At 53.4% G+C, this 701-nt stretch carries 1 protein-coding gene; it reads left to right on the plus strand.

Annotation, left to right across the window (positions count from 1 at the left end):
* Window positions 1-152 precede the first annotated feature (152 nt).
* The coding region (locus AC1D1X_RS25010) for a hypothetical protein (protein WP_477699589.1) at window positions 153-701 on the plus strand (549 nt) is incomplete at its 3' end.

Raw genomic sequence — 701 nt, forward strand, 5'->3', positions numbered from 1 at the left:
GTACATGTAGTGCGATGACAACGTACCTGTTAGTTCTGACAGGGGTGCGCGAAGAAATGCATCGTAGGATTGCACGCCTAAGAAAAAATGAGCTCATCAAATCGAGCCAACGCTGGTGAGCGTAAAAAATAAGAGAAATGCAAGGGGGTGAGATGAGGGAGAGCTACAAAAATAGTGGCCGCGTAAAGCCATGTCAAAGCGCAGAAGGATACGCTCAGATCTTTTCTGACCGTCTGCTTGCCGACGGGCCTTGCATTTTCGTGCGCGAACGGTTGGCTCAGGCCGAATGCGCTAGCGCAAGTGACGCCCGCGACAACAGCCTTGTTCCCAACCCGCCACCTCCTGGCTATCGTGCATGGCTTGGCATCGCTATTGCTGCAATCACATTTCATGCGGCAGTCAGCGCGGCCCCTCAGGCCAACGATAGCCCAGTCAACGAGCCGAAAGCGATTATTGAGGCCTTAATTGGACGTGATTTCAAGGGCATGTTTCGCTACACCAGCGGCAGCGATCTCATTGAATACAGGCCTCTCTTCGRGTCCTATCCGCCCTACGGCATTGAACAGTTAAAAGTGCCAGCCGGTAAGACCACCACGCGGGAGGTGACGCCGACCTTCGGCAAGTGCACGCAGGAAATGCTGGTCAAAGACATCAAAGTCACCAAAGTGCAATATGCACAAGACCCGACCCCTCCCGTTAAT

Source organism: Polaromonas sp. P1_G4 (assembly GCF_056405475.1).